The organism is Methylocystis sp. ATCC 49242 (assembly GCF_000188155.2).
Taxonomy (GTDB): Bacteria; Pseudomonadota; Alphaproteobacteria; order Rhizobiales; family Beijerinckiaceae; genus Methylocystis.
In genome coordinates, this window is the sequence record NZ_KE124774.1 from 976681 (window position 1) to 991828 (window position 15148).

The window sequence follows — 15148 nt, forward strand, 5'->3', positions numbered from 1 at the left end:
AGGTCGATCCCTCCTTCCCCGCGCCTGCATTGGATCGGCGACCGGACAGGAATATGAGCGACTTGCGAGGGCGAACCGCGCCGAAAGGTCAGTAGCGCTGACATATCGACGCCGCATATTTCTGCCAGATTTATGCACGGGTGACAAGCAACCGCCCCCGGATTCGGCAGAGGGACAGCGCGGCGTCCTACGCTTGCCGCATTCGCGGCCGAGCATGGAGGCGCCCGGATCGACCGTCCGGGCGACGACGGGATTACTCACAATGACCGCATTTTCATGGAAGAGCTGGCGCGTGGCGCTCACGCTCGGCGTCGTTTTGGCCTGTGAGGCGACACCGCAAGCGGCGAATGCGCAGTTCTTCTTCCGGCCCTTCGCCTACACCTATCGTTACGACATTCCGCCGGACGACTATGACGAGGCCCCGCGCTTCGCTTCGCGTCGCTCGGTTGCGCGCATCCTCGCGCGGGAGGGCTATCAGCTCGTCGGGCCTCTCGGCCAGCGCGGCGATCAGGTCGTCGCGACCGGCGTCAACCGTCGCGAGGGCGAAATGCGCTTCTTCATCGATCCGTTCGAGGGCCAGATCATCCGCGCCGTGAGGATCGGCCCGCCGCCGCAAATCGGCCGCGAGCCTTCGGACGGAGGAAGGGTCATCGAGCCGCTCGGCGGCTCCCGCCCCGTCGTGCGCGATTATGGCGGCGAGCCGCGCGGCGGGACTCCGACCGAAAAGAAGAGGCCGGGATCGCAGGAGGTCGCCGCGCCCAATCCGGTGCGGCCGAATCCGGTTGCCCCGATGCATGTCGCGCCCTCTCATGCGCGGCCTCAACACACTCGGCCGAGTCCTGTCATGCCCTCGCCCGCGAGGCCGGCGCCCTATATTCCGTCCCCCAACGGCAGCCCCGGCAGCAAGCCTGCGCCGGTGCAGCCTGTTCCGACGCCGCCATCGGGCGCCGCGCCGGCGCCGGCGCCGACAGCCGCCGCCCCGGCAAAAGCGCCTCCCGCGGAAACCGCAAAGCCCGCGCCAGCCGTCGAAGCTGCCAAGCCGGTCGCGCAAACGCCTGCCCCGGCCGCGGAAACGAAGCCGCCGGCGCCCGTGGCGGCCGAGCCGCAGAAAGCCGCGGCTCCCGCCCCCGCGTCGGCCGAAGCCGCCAAAACGGCGCCCGCGCCTCGCGCGGCTGAAACCTCCAAGGCGGCCGCGCCCCCGCACGCCGCCGAGGCCGCAAGACTTGCGGCGCCGGCAGGGCGCTCGACTGCGGCACGTTCGACCGGCGGCTCCTCCCGCCGCGCCATCGTGCCCCCCGCCGCGGCGTCGGGCGCGTCGGCCGTGACGCCCGCGGCGGCGACGCCGGCGACCGCAAAACAGCCAGAGACGGCGAAGACTCCAGAGAGCGCGACAAAGCCAAAGTCGGGCGGATAAAAAAAGGGGCGCCGAACCGGCGCCCCTCCCGTTTTCAGGTGATGTCGTCTCGCTATTATGCGGCCTTCGACTCGACGACCGTTGCGGTCGGCGCGCCGGCGCCGATCTCGATGCGGCGTGGCTTCTGGGCCTCGGGAATCTCGCGCACGAGGTCTACATGAAGCAGACCGTTCACGAGGCTCGCGCCAGTCACGACCACATGGTCGGCAAGCTGGAATCGACGCTCGAACGCTCTGGCGGCGATGCCCTGATGCAGGAGCTCACGACCTTGCGCGGGCGGACCCTGCTCTTTGGAGCCCTTGATCGACAGCGTGTTCTCTTTGGTTTCGATCGCCAGTTCTTCCCGCGAGAAACCCGCAACGGCGAGCGTCACGCGATAGGCGTTTTCGCCGGTGCGCTCGATGTTGTAGGGCGGATAGGTGGAGGCGCTGTCAATCCCGCTTGCCTGATCAAGCAGATTGAACAGCCGGTCGAAACCAACCGTTTGGCGATAGAGAGGGGAAAGATCGAAATGACGCATGACATATCCTCCGTCTGAAGCGACATGCGGCGCGCTTGCGTGACCGCGCCGCGCCTGTTGCGCGTCCGTTTTGGCCCGCGCTGAGCCCGATTTGGGGAGCGCCGCGCCGGAGTTCAAGGGCGCCGAAAACGGCGCGGCGAAGGATTCGTCCCGGCGACGAACGGAACCCGCACCCGCGCCGCCGACGACTATGCTATGACAGGGCCGCGCGGCGTTGGGCCGCCGTTCTTCATGGGGCCACGCATGAAACGATTTCTCGCTTTTCTTTTTTTCTCGACGATATGGACGGCGCAGGCCCGCGCCGAGATCATTGGCGTGCAGACTCCACGCGCCGTGACCGAAGTACAGATGAAAGCCTCGCTGAGAGAGATCGACCTCGTCGACGAAAAAGGGGCGCCGCTCGACCTTCGCGGGCTGATGTCGAACGGCAAGCCCACGCTCGTGACCCTCTGGGCGCATTGGTGCACCAATTGCCGCGCGGAAATCGCGGGTTTCAAGGCCATCGCCGACAAATGCCGCGATCGCTGGAACGTCGTCTTCGTTTCCGCGCGGGCGAGCGATTTTCCCAAGGATCTTGCAAAGTTCAGGACGTTCGGCCTGCCCTGGAAATTCTACCGCGTGGGAGACTCCACAAAGACCGACGTGGCGAAGGCGAAGGCCGCGCGCGCCTTCTACGGCCTGACCGCCTCGGGCGGCGTCGTCACACCGCAGCACTATTTGCTGACCCCTGCCGGGGAAGTGCAGGCGATCGTCAGCGGCAAGATGGACTTCGCAGAGCCGCAGCGCCTCGCAGCCTTCTGCGCGCCATAAGCGATTTGGCTGCGGCGCTCTCGGTCGGCGCGAAAAAATGCTCTATTCTTCGGCGGAAGAGAATCGGCCTTCGCGCCGCGGAGACAAAATGCTCAACCTCGTCGCGACCGCCGACAACCCCATCCCGGAGCGCGCTGAAGTCCTTGGCCTGCGCACGCGCGACGGTCGATTGCTGCGCGCAGCGATTTTTCCCTGCCCCACGCAGCCGCGCGGTACGATCGCGCTGTTTCAGGGGCATAACGAATTCATCGAGAAATATTTCGAGACGATCGAGGATCTTCGCAAACGCGGCTTCGACGTCGTCACCATGGACTGGCGCGGTCAAGCGGGGTCGCAACGTGAACTTGACGATCCGCGCAAGGGGCACATCGACGACTTCTCGCAATATCAGCGCGACCTCGAGGCTTTCGTTACGCAGGTTCTCAGTTCGCGTCCCCAACCCTGGTACGCTCTTGCGCATTCGATGGGCGGCGCGATCCTGCTCGACGCCGCGCATTCAAGCCGGCCGCCATTCCAGCGCCTCGTCACGACCGCGCCCATGATCGACCTCGCGAACCTGCGCTTCCCGCGCGGCGCGCGCTGGCTCGCCGACACGCTCGACATGATCGGACTGGGCGGCATGTTCATCCCCGGCGGCACGGGCCGCTCCTTCATCGAGAAGCCCTTCGACAACAATCTGCTGACCACGGACCCGGTTCGCTTCGCCCGCAACGCGGAAATCCTCAGAAAGGCGCCGGGGCTCGCGATCGGCGATCCGACAATCGGCTGGGCCAACGCCGCCTTCCGGCTAATGAAACGCTTCGAGGCGCCCGAATATGCGCGCAGAATCCGCACGCCGATCCTGACCGTCGCCTGCGGCCGCGAGGACATCGTCTCCAACCCGGCCATCGAGCGTTTCGTGCAAAATCTCAACAATGGCGCGCTGGTGATGGTCCCCGGCGCCAAGCACGAGATCATGATGGAGCGCGACGAATTGCGCGACCAGTTCTGGCGCGCATTCGACGCGTTCATTCCCGGTGAACGGGCGGCTTAACCGGCGAGGAGCTTCAACGCTGCGTCATGCAACGCCCGATCGCCGGCGGCGATGATCGAGCCGCCCTGCGCGGCGCTCCCCCCGCTCCATGTGGTGACAATCCCGCCGGCGCCCTCGATGATCGGGATCAGCGCGACAATGTCGTAGGGGTTGAGATTCGTCTCGATCACAAGATCGACATGGCCGGCCGCGAGCGCGCAATAGGCGTAGCAGTCGCCCCCATAGCGCGACAGTCTCACCTCCAGCTCGACACGATGAAAATTCTCGCGCAGCGCCGGATCGATGAGGAGCGGCGACGTCGTCATCAGCGTCGCCTGCGAAAGTTTCGGGCACGGGCGCACGGAGAGCTTGCGCCGCTCCTCGCCGCCCTTGCCGTTGCGCGCCGGACCGCGCCAGAAAGCCGCCTCGCCGTCGCCATGAAAGCGCTCGCGCGTGAAGGGCTGGTGCATGAGCCCATAGCAGGGCCGGCCGCGATGCGAGAGGCCGATGAGCGTGCCCCAGGTCGGAAAGCCGCAGATGAAACTCTTGGTGCCGTCGATCGGATCGAGCACCCAGACATATTCGGCGTCTTCGTCCGTCGAGCCGAATTCCTCGCCAATGATCCCGTGGCTGGGGAAGGTCGTCTGGATCAGACGGCGCATGGCAAGTTCGGCGGCGCGGTCGGCCTCGGTGACGGGATCGAACGCGCCGCCATGCGCCTTGTCGTCGGCGGAGATCGAAGTGCGGAAGAAGGGGACGATGGCCTCGCCGGATACATCGGCGAGATGTTCGACGAATTTCTCGAAATCGACGGCTGTCATTCAAACTCCGGGCGAGCGAGGGCGCGCTTTTTATTCTGCCGCCGCGCGGCGCGGGCCGCCGAAAGCTTCGTCGGTCTCGACGTCATGGGCGAGGCCATCGACGACTTCGGCGAGGTGTCCGGCGATCACCGGGAAACGCGCGTTTTTTTCGAGCGTCGCCTCGTCCATGTAGAGCCCGCGCGAGACTTCGATCTGCACCGCATGCCAACCGGCGGCGGGCCGGCCGAAATGCTCGGTGATATAGCCGCCGGCGTAGGGCCGGTTGCGCTGCACATTGTAGCCCCAACGCCGCAGCCGCTCCTCTACCCCGTCGACGACGGCCGGCGCGGCGCTTGCGCCATACCTGTCGCCGATGACGAAATCGATACGGCGCTTGTCGCCCCGCGCCGCGAGCGCGGGATCGCGGGCGCTGGTCGAAGGCATGGAATGGCAGTCGACGAGCACCGCGAAGCCGAAACGCCTCGCCGCACGCTCCATCAGCGAACGCAGCGCCGCGTGGTAGGGCTTGTAGAGCCCCTCGATGCGTCGCAGCGCCTCGTCTATGGGCAAGCGCGACGAATATATGTCCCGCGCATCCGCGACGACGCGCGGGATGGTGCCGAGCCCTGCGGCCACCCGAAGCGAACGGGTGTTTGCGAAATTCGGCAAGGCGCTGTCGAACAGTTTGGGATCGAGTTCGTAAGGCTCGCGATTCACGTCTAGATAGGCGCGAGGAAAATGGGCGCGCAGCAGCGGCGCCCCGACAGCCTGCGCAGAAGCGAAAAGCTGGTCGACATATGCGTCTTCGGATCGGCGGAGCGTGGAGATGTCGAGCCTCGAGGCGGCGAGAAAGCGCGCAGGATAGACGCTACCAGAATGCGGGGAGGAGAAAACCAGCGGCGAAAGAAGCACGGCCGGCTCTATCACCTCCAAAGGCGGCATGAATTCTGGCTCGCAGGGCGCGGCGGCGTCCCTTCGCAAAAAGCCTTCATGTCCCCGGTCGTCGTCCATCCGAACGCCTCGCTCACGCCCTCGCTGGCTTCGCAACCCTACCCCATCAACCCGCGAGGTTCGCAACGCGGATGCTCGAAAGGTTCGCGAAATCGGAATATATGACTTTGTAGGTTAACGTGGAGTGGCGCGACTTTCACCTAATATTTACGAAGCTGCGGCTCTATGGGGAAAAATTCGAGAGGACTGCGATGAACGATCGGTCGACGGCGAAAATCCTGCTTGCGGAGGATGACAACGACATGCGGCGCTTCCTCGTCAAGGCGTTGCAGCAGGCAGGATTCTCCGTGAGCTCTTTCGACAACGGGCTTTCCGCCTATGACCAGTTGCGCGTCGAGCCCTTCGAACTGCTCCTTACCGACATTGTGATGCCGGAAATGGACGGAATCGAGCTCGCGCGCCGGGCTACGGAGCTCGACCCCGATATAAAGGTGATGTTCATTACGGGTTTCGCCGCTGTGGCGCTCAACCCCGACAATCAGGCGCCGCGTCAGGCGAAAATCCTGTCCAAGCCCTTCCATCTGCGCGATCTCGTCACCGAGGTGCAGCGCATGCTGGCCGCGTAAGCATTTCTTTCGATTTTCGTTTCCCCGCGCCGGATTGCTCGCAGCGTTCGGCGTGGAAAAATTCGCGCGGTGGGCGTCGCGAATCTTTCCCTATCGGGCGATCAGAGCGTCGATCCAGCGCCGCAGGCGTGAGCGTGGCCGATAGACCACAATGCCGCCGATCTCGAACCTCTGCTCGGCAAATGGCCTGGACGGCTCCTTGTCCATCAGTGTCAGATCGCTCGGCAGCTTCATGAGTTCGGCCTCCGAGGCGGGCAGATCAACGATTATTTCGGAATCGCCGACGATTTCCTGCGCAACATAGTGCAGGATCATCAGCTGGGGACGGTCATCGCGCGCGGCGGATTGCGCGTTCTTGCGAATGACAAAATCCCCCGACTTTATCCGGTAATATCCGCTGAATTCCGTCGAGCGCACCATCAGCGCCACAAGGCGGCCGTGCGCCCGCCAACGGCTCGCGCCGCCGGGCGCGAGTTCGATGAAGGGGCCTTCGAACACCGGCGTCCTGATCCGCGTGAGTCTCGCCGGACCTTCCTGGCCCGCCTGCGTCGCATCGATATAGGAAAAGCAAAGGCTGCGCCTTGCGCCCCGCGGGACCGGGATCGGCGCGCGAAGACGCGCCGCCAAGGCCTCGGCCACGCGATGGGAGGCCTTGGGGCCCAGGTGCAGGGCGTCGGAATACTGGCCGCCTTCGATCGCGCCCAAAATGTCGCCGAGAAAGAGGCAATCGGCGCCGCGCGCCCGCGCAACCCCGCGATACAGCCCGTCCATGAAGAGCGAGCCGACCGACTCGCCCTCCCCCTCCGCGGGGCGCACGCACAGGCACAGGAACAGCAAGCCTATGCCCTCGCGCGCGCAAAGGGTCGCGACGTCGTGCAGCGTCTCCTCGATCACCTGAAGCGAGACGTTGCCGCCGGCCTGCCACAGCGAGTCGTTGAGCGTGTATTCGAAGATTATTGCGTCCGGCCTGGGGCCGGCTTCCCGGCTCATCCCGAGAAGGCGCACCAGTCCGAAAAGCGATCCAACCGCTCCAAGAAACCGGTTGTCGAACTGATGCTCCGGCGCCATTTTCCTCAAGGCGGCGGTCCAGCCGATTTGCGGGCCCGAATTCGACCCCCCGATTATCGTTATCCGCAAATTGCCCGCTCCCGGCCCCTTTCGGGTCCTTTTGCGCCATCGACGTCAAACGCTCAAGTCGGGGGCGACGACGCCTGAAGCGCTCCGGCAATGCACGATCTTGCCGAATCCGCCGCTTTGCGCTAAGAGCGCAGCCAAATCCGTCAGGTTCAACCGGCCGCCCCGCGTTGCGGGGCGTCGCCGTTTTAGTCGCAGGAAGGACGCATCACGATGAAAAAGGAAATCCACCCCGACTATCACACGATCAAGATCGTGATGACCGACGGCTCCGAGTATGTCACCCGCTCGACCTGGGGCAAGGAAGGGGACACGATGAACCTCGACATCGACCCCAACACCCATCCGGCCTGGACCGGCGGCACCACCCAGCTGCTCGACCGTGGCGGCCGCCTGTCGCGCTTCAATTCGCGCTTCGGCAACATGAGCTTCGGCAAGAAGTAACCGACTCCGATCCCGCAGATCGAATAAACGCCGGAGCGCCCGCCGCCCCGGCGTTTTTTTCGTGGCCGGCCATCGATTGCCGGCATGCAATAAAAAAGGCGGCGGAAATTTCTTCCCGCCGCCATTTGAGCCGACCGACATGAACGCCGGCTGTTATTGCGCGAACGCCTCGCGCAGCTTGGCCAGTTGCGCCTCCACCGGGCTCGCCGGCGGCATTTTCTCCACCGTGAGCTCGGCGGGCGCGTAAAACAGTTGATCGAGATGGATGATGCGCGCCTGCAGGCGCAGCGAGTGCAGGGACAGATCGCGCAGCCGCTGCGGCAGGCGGTTGAAGAGGTCAGGCGCGGAGGCCAATTCCTGCTGATGCAGCTTGACCCTGTGACGGTCGCTGGCCGCCTGCGTGCGGGTCAACTCTCCCTGATTGACCGCGCGCTGCAGAAGAAGCCATGACGCGATCTGCATCAGCCGCGTCGTTAGCCGCATGCTTTCGGCGGCGTAGGCGAGCGCCTCGGCGCGGGGAAGCGATTTGGCCTCCTCGCGGCCGGGGCCGTCGAGATAGGCCGCAGCCTCCTCGACAAGACCCATCCCCTCCCGGAACATGGCGCCGAAAGCCTCGGAGCCCGCAAGCTTTTCAACGAAGGAGACGGGTTCCGCCCTGTCGTTCAGACTGTCATTGACACGACCCATGAGACGCTCACGCAGATGATGCCGGGATCGGCTCCCGGTTGAACTCGATGCATGAGGACTGTAACCCAATTGAAGCGGGCGCGCTTGCTTAGCTCTTCTTTAACCTTAACGGGCCGGCGCCCTCGCGCGGAGAAATCCGCCGGGCGCCGGGCGCGCAAAAAGAGAGCCGCGACTGCGGCTCTCAAGGCTTCTTGACAGGGAGGCATCAAGGACGAGTGGAGAAGATGCCACTCGAGTCCGCGAGGGACGACTCCAAAGCTGCGCGCAACTTGTTAATTTAAGGTTAACGCGCGCGATTTTAGTAAAAAATCCTCGCGTCGCGCCCTGACCGGCTGAATCCGGCCGCGACGTGAGAAAGGACGGTGCGAGCGAAGCGTCGCGCCGCCGATCTGTCGGGGATTTATTTGACCTGCATTTGTCCGGGCGCAGGCGACTTCTCGGCGCTGGCTTGTCCGACCTGAACAAGCTGCGCCAACCCGAGGCAGGCGATCATCAGGAGCGCGGCGCGCACCACCTGGCCCATGCTCAGGCGGGGAAAAGGCCGCGGCTGCCGCTGCGGAGCCGGCGCCGACCTGTGCGCCTGCTCTTCGTAGAGGGAGGCGCGGTAGTGTTCGACCAGGGCCCGGGGACGTGAGGGAGACGTCGACGGGTCGTAACCGACATCAATCGACAATGCTGCGAACTCCTTCTGCATCGAGGCCGATAAAATGCGCGTTATTCCATTTAAAATCCGTAAAGCTTGACGATTTGACGAATGTGGCCGCCCCACGCTTGACGCGCCGACGCCTGGGGGGCATTGGAACCCTCCTCCCCCGACGATGTCCCCCCGAGGCATGAAGAATGATTCGTTCCGCGCTGATGAATGTGATGACCGCCGCCGCCATCAAGGCTGGTCGTGGTCTCAAACGTGATTTCGGCGAGGTCGAAAATCTCCAGGTCTCGGTCAAGGGGCCGGGCGATTTCGTCACCGCCGCCGACAAACGCGCCGAGAAGACGCTTTTCGAGGAGTTGTCGAAGGCCCGCCCCGGCTATGGTTTCATCATGGAGGAAGGCGGCTCGATCGAAGGAGCCGACAAAAGCCACACCTGGCATATCGACCCGCTCGACGGCACGTCCAACTTCCTGCATGGGGTGCCGATTTTCGCCGTCTCGGTAGCGCTGGAGCGCGAGGGGCAGCTTGTCGCCGGCCTCGTTTACAATCCGGCGACCGACGAGATGTTCGTGGCCGAAAAGGGCCAGGGCGCCTATTTCAACAACCGCCGCATGCGGGTCGCGGCCCGCCGCTCGCTGTCGGAGTCGATGGTGGCCTGCGGGATTCCACCGCTGGCCCGCGCACGCGATCACGAATCCTTCAAACGCGAGCTCGCCGCCGGCATGGCCAAGATCGGCAATATCCGCCGCCTCGGCGCCGCGTCGATGGATCTCGCCATGGTCGCCTGCGGGCGATTCGACGGCTATTGGGAGCGCGGCATCCGGTCGTGGGACGTCGCAGCGGGAATCATGCTCGTGCGCGAGTCGGGCGGTTTCGTCTCCGATTTTTCCGGCGGCGGCGACATGCTGACGAAGGGCGAGGTCTGCGCCGGCAATGAGACGATCCATCGGCAGCTCCTGGACGTATTGAGGAAAGCGTGACCGCCGCCCTGCCCGAGCGAACGCTTTCAGCGAGTCTGCGCCCGCGGAGCGACGGCGATTTGCCGGCGATGCTCGATCTCTGGGTCGCGTCCTGGCGCGCCACTTTTCCCGAGATCGACTTCGACGCGCGTCGCGACTGGCTGACGCGTCAGATTGCGTCGCTCGAAACCGACGGCGCCGTCACGCTCTGCCTTTTCGCGGACGACCCGCCAGCTCTGGCCGGATTCGTCATCATCAATCCGAATACGGGCTGGCTGGACCAGATTTGCGTCGGCCCGGCGCATTTCGGCGAAGGTTTCGGCGAAATGTTGATGGAGGCCGCGCGCGCAGCCTCCCCCGGCGTCGTCCGCCTCGACGTGAACGCCGACAACGCGCGCGCGATCCGCTTCTATGAACGTCGCGGCTTCCTTCAGGTCGGGCGCGGCGCCAATACGCTCTCGGGACGCGCGACGATAATGATGGAGTGGCGCGGTTCGCGCTGAAATTGCCAAATCGCCGTCTGCGGGCTTCTCCTTCGGACGCGCGAGCGCTATATTTGCTCCATCGGGTTTCGGCCGAACGATCTTGCTTTCCCGTCTCAAGACGCGCGGCGACTGACATTCCACCAAAACTTCGATTGGGCGGGCGCCTCACACTCGGGGCAGCCCCTTTACGTCTTGAAAGGACAGGCTATGGCCACTGGCACCGTAAAATGGTTCAATTCGCAAAAGGGTTTCGGCTTTATCCAGCCTGACGCTGGCGGAGCCGACGTGTTCGTCCACATCAGCGCCGTGGAGCGTGCAGGCCTGCGCGATCTCCTCGAAGGTCAAAAGGTGAGCTACGAAGTCGTCGTCGACACCCGCCGCGGAAAGTCCTCGGCCGACAACCTTCAGATCCAGAACTGATCCGGGAATAATGCAAGTCCGGGCGCCGGCGACGGCCCCGGACTTTCGCTTTTTTACGGCTTGTCGCCGACATGCGCGATGCGAATCATGTTCGTCGCGCCAGGCGAGCCGAACGGCATGCCGGCGACGATGATCACGCGATCGCCCTCCTCGCCGAAGCCCTCGCTCCTCGAATATTCGCAGGCGCGATTCACCATGTCCTCGATATCCGCCGCGTCGCGCGTCTCCAGCGCGTGAACGCCCCAGACGAGCGCGAGCCGGCGCGCCGTGTCGCGCTTGGGCGTGAGCGCGAGAATCGGCGACATGGGACGCTCGCGGGCGATGCGAAGGGCCGTCGAGCCGGACGAGGTCCATGCGCAGATCGCCTTGGAGTGCAGCGTCTGAGCGACGTCGCGCGCCGCCACGGCGATGGCGTCGGCGGAGGTAGGATTCGGCAACTCGCCGCGCTGGGCGTTGATGATCGAGCGGTAGAAGGCGTCGGTCTCGACCTCCTCCGCGATGCGGCTCATGGTCGCCACCGCGTCCTGCGGATATTGGCCGGCGGCGCTCTCGGCCGAGAGCATCACCGCATCCGCGCCCTCGAACACCGCGGTCGCCACGTCGGAGACCTCGGCGCGGGTCGGTAGCGGCGAAAGAATCATCGATTCGAGCATCTGCGTCGCGATCACCACTGGCTTGCCGAGGCGGCGCGCCGAGCGGTTGATGCGCTTCTGCAGGCCCGGCACGCGCTCGAGCGGCACCTCGACGCCGAGGTCGCCGCGCGCCACCATGAGCGCGTCGGAGACTTCGATCACTTCCTCGAGGCGATGGATCGCCTGCGGCTTCTCGATCTTCGCCATCACCAGGGCGCGGCCTTGAGTGATCTGCTTCACCTCGATCACGTCCTCGGGACGCTGCACGAAGGAAATCGCCACCCAGTCGACGCCCTCCTTCAACGCCGCGTCGAGATCGGCGCGGTCCTTGGTGGTCATGGAGGTGATCGGAATTTCGGTGTCCGGCAGGCTCACGCCCTTGCGGTTCGACAGGCGGCCGGCGACGTCGACCACGGCATGGGCGCGCTCGGGCGTCGTCTCGACGACATGCAGCCGCACGCGGCCGTCGTCGATGAGAATCGTGTCGTTGACCTTGAGCGCCGCCAGAATTTCCGGATGCGGCAGCCGCACGCGGGTGGCGTTGCCAGGCGTCGGGTCGGAGTCGAATACGAAAACGTCGCCCTTGCGCAGATGGACGGAGCCCTCGTCGAAAGCGCCGATGCGCAATTTCGGGCCCTGCAGGTCGACGAGAATGCCGATCGCCCGCGACATCTCGGCCTCGATCTCGCGGATCATGCGAACATAGCTCGCGAGCCCCGAATGGTCGGTGTGGCTCATATTGATGCGGAACACATCGGCGCCGGCGCGCACCAACCCCGCGACGACCGCCTTGTCGACAGTCGCCGGACCGAGCGTGGCGATGATCTTGACCCGACGCAACCTTCTCATGACCGTTCCAAATCCTGTTCGTGTGAGCCGCTCTTTCGGCGGCTCTGCTTACTGCGCCGGGGCGGCGTTGGGGTCGGTGAGCTGCACCGTCCAGCTTTTGGCGTCGCGCCCCGTGTCGATCTCGAAGAAGCCCGTGCGCTCATAGCCGCGCGCGAAGCAGTCTTCCCTGCCGTCGATGCGGAACTCGCGGTCCCGCGTGCACATGAAGGCCTTGCCCTTCCACTCGCCGCCGCGCTCGTCCATCGCATAGACATAGTAATACTGGGCGGCGAGCGGCCCGCGCAGCAGTGTCTCGCAGGCGGTCGGGCGCAGGTTCCACCAGCCTTCGGATAGCCAGTTCTTGCCGTCCGTATAGGCGATGGCGACGCTGACGCGCGTCGTCGTGTTGTTGCACAGGCGAAAATCCGCGCGCGCCGGGGCCAGGCCGGCGGCAACCAGCAGGGCGGCAAGGAAAATCGCGCGTCGGGACATGTCTCTTACTATGCGTGGGAAAGACGTGTGACAGCCCGACTCGCCCGCGCGACGGGCGGCCAGACCGACCTAGAGGCAAACCACGCGAGGGAGGATTTGTCTAGCCTTCAATGCGCCGCGCGCGCCCTTCGCCCCTCACTTGAGGGAACGGGGCCGAGGTACGACGGCCTATCGCTCGCCCCGCAGTAGCTCCGCCGCGCGCACCGCAAAATAGGTCAGGACACCGGAGGCGCCCGCGCGCTTGAACGCCAGCAGGCTCTCCATCATCGCGCGCTCCTCGTCGAGCCAGCCGTTTCTGGCGGCGGCCATGATCATCGCGTATTCGCCCGACACCTGATAGGCGAAGGTCGGCGCGTGGAAGGTTTGCGCGACGCGCTGAACGATGTCGAGATAGGGCATGCCGGGTTTCACCATCACCATGTCGGCCCCCTGCTCCAGATCGAGTTCGACCTCGCGCAGCGCTTCGTCGGAATTCGCGGGGTCCATCTGGTAGGTCCGTTTGTCGCCGCGAAGCGTCTTGTTCGTGCCGATCGCGTCGCGGAACGGGCCGTAGAAGGCGGAGGCGTATTTCGCCGCGTAGCTCATGATCTGAACATTCTCGAAGCCCTCGGCGTCGAGCGCGGCGCGAATGACGCCGATGCGTCCGTCCATCATGTCCGAAGGCGCGATGACGTCGGCGCCGGCGCGAGCCTGCGTCACGGCCTGCCTGGCGAGGACGGCCACGGTGGCGTCATTGACGATCTCGTCGCCGACCAGCAGTCCATCATGACCGTGACTCGTATAAGGATCGAGCGCCACATCGGTAATGATGCCGATGTCGGGCGTCGTCGCCTTTATTGCGCGGCATGCGCGACAGACAAGATTTTCGGGATCGAGGGCGGCGCTCGCGTCTTCGTCGCGCAGTTTCGGATCTGTGTTGGGGAAGATCGCCACCGCCGGCACGCCGAGGGACGCCGCATGCGCAACGGCCTGCGTCGCAAGATCAACCGAATAGCGATGCACGCCGGGCATGGAGGCGACCTCTTCGCGTCGTCCCTCGCCGTCGATCAGGAAGATCGGCCAGATGAGGTTGGAAACGTCGATCATGTGCTCGCGCACCAGTCGTCTCGACCAATCGCTCTTGCGATTGCGACGCGGCCGCCGCGTGAGCTTCAATCGCGTCGACGCGCTGGTCTTGTCGCTGTCCGTCATTCTCGCCTCCGTTGACGCAGACGCTCTAACACGCACATCGGCGCGGTCAATAATCGGCCCGCGAGCGCAAGGTTCTGCATCGAAATAGATAGTGCGCGCCGCAAGATGCGCGAAGCGCCCGCGATCTGTGACGCGCGCCGGGCGCTCCGCTCAAGCCGGCGCGATGCGCCTGGAAAGCCGCCAGAGCGCCGTGACCTAAGGCGCGCCCTTGAACAACGGGTTTGCGTTGACGAGACGCGGGGCATTGTCGGAGCCGGCCGATACGCCGACCTAGGCGTTCTGCGCCCGAACGACGCCGAGATCGCGCGGAGCGCTTGCAACGAAAAAGGCGGAGTCGGCCACGATCGTGTTTCCCGGCGATCGCTCGACCCGCGCGAGCGGCGCGCGCCAAGCAAATTGACAACGAACGTGAATTTTAGCGCCGCTATATTTAATCAATCGCATTTTGACGCCGTCAGCGAAGGCGCCTTGTGCGCGTCGGCGCAAAGGTTCGGCAAACAGATTTCGCGTCTTCGATCTTCCGTAACTCTCCCTGCTCGGCCTATAACGAGGAAGCGCCGCCATGGATCGCGCGAGGATGAGAGATGGGTTTCGCCGCGCGGCGTCAGCAGATGATCATGATCACGCTTTACATCGGCGCAGCGATGTGCCCGAGCGGGCCGGGGCATGCGGCGACGACGAAGAGCCCCTCGCCGAAACAGCAGCAGCGGCCAGCGGCGCCGGCGGAGGCGAACCGCCCTGCCCCTCGTCCTAAGCCAACTGACGAGACTGCTCCCCCAACCGCCACGTCGCCTTCGGCGGGCGCGAAGAAACTTGCGCCCGAACCGCCAATCGACACATCGAAGCCGCCGCCATTGCTGCCACGCGCGTCACGAGAACAGATGCGCGCCTGCGCGGAGGAATGGGACGCTCTGAAGCGCAAGACGAAGACCGGCCTGCCGATGTGGCGCGACTTCGCGACCGAATGTCTGACGCGCTGAGGCGGGTTAGGCGACCCTGAAAAAAGTATCGCCCGAGGAGGCGTCGGCACGACGCTTTCCCCGGGCGATGATTTGCGCGATGGCGCGATCACGGCGCGTGACCTTGCGATC

The 15148-nt window shown here is 64.9% G+C and carries 18 protein-coding genes; 9 read left to right on the forward strand and 9 right to left on the reverse strand.

The features are described 5' to 3' along the window. Nucleotides 1-262: 262 nt before the first annotated feature. Nucleotides 263-1414, forward strand: a complete 1152-nt coding sequence (locus MET49242_RS23235; RefSeq protein ID WP_051134057.1) for a hypothetical protein — start codon at nt 263-265, stop codon at nt 1412-1414. 55 nt (nt 1415-1469) lie between these two features. On the opposite strand, the gene MET49242_RS06695 is transcribed toward MET49242_RS23235, so the two are convergent. Then, nucleotides 1470-1934 carry an Hsp20 family protein gene (locus MET49242_RS06695; RefSeq protein ID WP_036287186.1) on the reverse strand — a complete coding sequence of 155 codons (465 nt, stop codon included), beginning with the start codon at nt 1932-1934 and terminating at the stop codon, nt 1470-1472. A gap of 243 nt (nt 1935-2177) precedes the next feature. Between MET49242_RS06695 and MET49242_RS06700 the strand changes: the two genes are divergently transcribed. Both MET49242_RS06700 and MET49242_RS06705 read left to right on the forward strand, forming a co-directional pair. Further along, nucleotides 2178-2744, forward strand: coding sequence for a TlpA disulfide reductase family protein (locus MET49242_RS06700; RefSeq protein ID WP_144259495.1), 567 nt, complete (start codon nt 2178-2180; stop codon nt 2742-2744). 88 nt (nt 2745-2832) lie between these two features. Next, nucleotides 2833-3777 carry an alpha/beta fold hydrolase gene (locus MET49242_RS06705; protein WP_036287192.1) on the forward strand — a complete coding sequence of 315 codons (945 nt, stop codon included), beginning with the start codon at nt 2833-2835 and terminating at the stop codon, nt 3775-3777. On the opposite strand, the gene hisN is transcribed toward MET49242_RS06705, so the two are convergent. Both hisN and MET49242_RS06715 read right to left on the reverse strand, forming a co-directional pair. Then, nucleotides 3774-4577 (reverse strand): histidinol-phosphatase, encoded by an 804-nt coding sequence (hisN, locus tag MET49242_RS06710; protein WP_036281653.1) that lies wholly within the window; start codon nt 4575-4577, stop codon nt 3774-3776. The genes MET49242_RS06705 and hisN overlap by 4 nt on opposite strands. A 30-nt stretch (nt 4578-4607) precedes the next feature. After that, on the reverse strand, nt 4608-5567 hold the full coding sequence (locus MET49242_RS06715) for an N-formylglutamate amidohydrolase (RefSeq protein WP_051134058.1): 960 nt from the start codon (nt 5565-5567) through the stop codon (nt 4608-4610). A gap of 191 nt (nt 5568-5758) precedes the next feature. Between MET49242_RS06715 and cpdR the strand changes: the two genes are divergently transcribed. Continuing rightward, nucleotides 5759-6133, forward strand: coding sequence for a cell cycle two-component system response regulator CpdR (gene cpdR, locus MET49242_RS06720; protein ID WP_036281656.1), 375 nt, complete (start codon nt 5759-5761; stop codon nt 6131-6133). Nucleotides 6134-6223: 90 nt separating this feature from the next. On the opposite strand, the gene MET49242_RS23240 is transcribed toward cpdR, so the two are convergent. Beyond that, complete coding sequence (locus MET49242_RS23240) at nt 6224-7201, reverse strand: hypothetical protein (protein ID WP_051134059.1); 978 nt, start codon at nt 7199-7201, stop codon at nt 6224-6226. Nucleotides 7202-7480: 279 nt separating this feature from the next. On the opposite strand from MET49242_RS23240, the gene rpmE reads away from it, so the two are divergent. Continuing rightward, on the forward strand, nt 7481-7711 hold the full coding sequence (gene rpmE / locus MET49242_RS06735) for a 50S ribosomal protein L31 (RefSeq protein ID WP_036281662.1): 231 nt from the start codon (nt 7481-7483) through the stop codon (nt 7709-7711). A 153-nt stretch (nt 7712-7864) separates the two neighbouring features. Here the strand turns inward: rpmE and MET49242_RS06740 are convergent, their stop codons facing one another. Together MET49242_RS06740 and MET49242_RS06745 are read right to left on the reverse strand one after the other, a co-directional pair. Then, nucleotides 7865-8398: a DUF1465 family protein gene (locus tag MET49242_RS06740; RefSeq protein ID WP_036281665.1), complete on the reverse strand. Its 534-nt coding sequence runs from the start codon at nt 8396-8398 to the stop codon at nt 7865-7867. 400 nt (nt 8399-8798) lie between these two features. Further along, nucleotides 8799-9092, reverse strand: a complete 294-nt coding sequence (locus tag MET49242_RS06745; protein WP_036281667.1) for a hypothetical protein — start codon at nt 9090-9092, stop codon at nt 8799-8801. Nucleotides 9093-9238: 146 nt separating this feature from the next. Between MET49242_RS06745 and MET49242_RS06750 the strand changes: the two genes are divergently transcribed. The 3 genes from MET49242_RS06750 (at nt 9239) to MET49242_RS06760 (ending at nt 10914) form a co-directional block, all read left to right on the forward strand. Further along, nucleotides 9239-10030 carry an inositol monophosphatase family protein gene (locus MET49242_RS06750; RefSeq protein WP_036281669.1) on the forward strand — a complete coding sequence of 264 codons (792 nt, stop codon included), beginning with the start codon at nt 9239-9241 and terminating at the stop codon, nt 10028-10030. After that, the gene (locus tag MET49242_RS06755; protein ID WP_244430741.1) at nt 10027-10512 is read left to right on the forward strand and encodes a GNAT family N-acetyltransferase; all 486 of its coding nucleotides are present in this window, start codon (nt 10027-10029) and stop codon (nt 10510-10512) included. Before MET49242_RS06750 ends, MET49242_RS06755 begins: the two co-directional genes overlap by 4 nt. 189 nt (nt 10513-10701) lie before the next feature. Continuing rightward, the gene (locus MET49242_RS06760; RefSeq protein ID WP_036281671.1) at nt 10702-10914 is read left to right on the forward strand and encodes a cold-shock protein; all 213 of its coding nucleotides are present in this window, start codon (nt 10702-10704) and stop codon (nt 10912-10914) included. A gap of 53 nt (nt 10915-10967) precedes the next feature. Here the strand turns inward: MET49242_RS06760 and pyk are convergent, their stop codons facing one another. The 3 genes from pyk to hemB form a co-directional block, all read right to left on the reverse strand. Beyond that, nucleotides 10968-12395 carry a pyruvate kinase gene (gene pyk, locus MET49242_RS06765; RefSeq protein WP_036281673.1) on the reverse strand — a complete coding sequence of 476 codons (1428 nt, stop codon included), beginning with the start codon at nt 12393-12395 and terminating at the stop codon, nt 10968-10970. A 48-nt stretch (nt 12396-12443) separates the two neighbouring features. Next, nucleotides 12444-12866: a DUF1036 domain-containing protein gene (locus tag MET49242_RS06770; RefSeq protein ID WP_036281675.1), complete on the reverse strand. Its 423-nt coding sequence runs from the start codon at nt 12864-12866 to the stop codon at nt 12444-12446. A gap of 168 nt (nt 12867-13034) precedes the next feature. After that, nucleotides 13035-14057 carry a porphobilinogen synthase gene (hemB, locus tag MET49242_RS06775; RefSeq protein WP_036281677.1) on the reverse strand — a complete coding sequence of 341 codons (1023 nt, stop codon included), beginning with the start codon at nt 14055-14057 and terminating at the stop codon, nt 13035-13037. A gap of 584 nt (nt 14058-14641) precedes the next feature. On the opposite strand from hemB, the gene MET49242_RS06785 reads away from it, so the two are divergent. Next, the gene (locus tag MET49242_RS06785; RefSeq protein WP_036281680.1) at nt 14642-15037 is read left to right on the forward strand and encodes a hypothetical protein; all 396 of its coding nucleotides are present in this window, start codon (nt 14642-14644) and stop codon (nt 15035-15037) included. The last annotated feature ends 111 nt before the right edge of the window (nt 15038-15148 follow it).